This window comes from Streptomyces albiaxialis, assembly GCF_039530985.1.
GTDB lineage: Bacteria > Actinomycetota > Actinomycetes > Streptomycetales > Streptomycetaceae > Streptomyces > Streptomyces albiaxialis.
This window is the reverse complement of sequence record NZ_BAAAPE010000046.1, coordinates 1-562: the sequence shown is the minus strand read 5'-3', so window position 1 is coordinate 562 and position 562 is coordinate 1. Positions and strand designations below refer to the sequence as shown.

General features: G+C 56.9%; 1 rRNA gene. It reads left to right on the top strand.

What is annotated here, in order from left to right:
- Positions 1-562: ribosomal RNA gene (locus tag ABD343_RS40830) — 23S ribosomal RNA — on the top strand; the annotation flags it as partial.

Sequence of the window (562 nt, the reverse complement as noted above, 5' to 3'; positions counted from 1 at the left end):
GTTGCGAGGTTAACCCGTGTGGGGGAGCCGTAGCGAAAGCGAGTCCGAAGAGGGCGTCTGAGTAGCGTGTTCAAGACCCGAAGCGGAGTGATCTAGCCATGGGCAGGGTGAAGCGGAGGTAAGACTTCGTGGAGGCCCGAACCCACCAGGGTTGAAAACCTGGGGGATGACCTGTGGTTAGGGGTGAAAGGCCAATCAAACTCCGTGATAGCTGGTTCTCCCCGAAATGCATTTAGGTGCAGCGTCGTGTGTTTCTTGCCGGAGGTAGAGCACTGGATAGGCGATGGGCCCTACCGGGTTACTGACCTTAGCCAAACTCCGAATGCCGGTAAGTGAGAGCGCGGCAGTGAGACTGTGGGGGATAAGCTCCATGGTCGAGAGGGAAACAGCCCAGAGCATCGACTAAGGCCCCTAAGCGTGTGCTAAGTGGGAAAGGATGTGGAGTCGCAGAGACAACCAGGAGGTTGGCTTAGAAGCAGCCATCCTTGAAAGAGTGCGTAATAGCTCACTGGTCAAGTGATTCCGCGCCGATAATGTAGCGGGGCTCAAGCACACCGCCGAC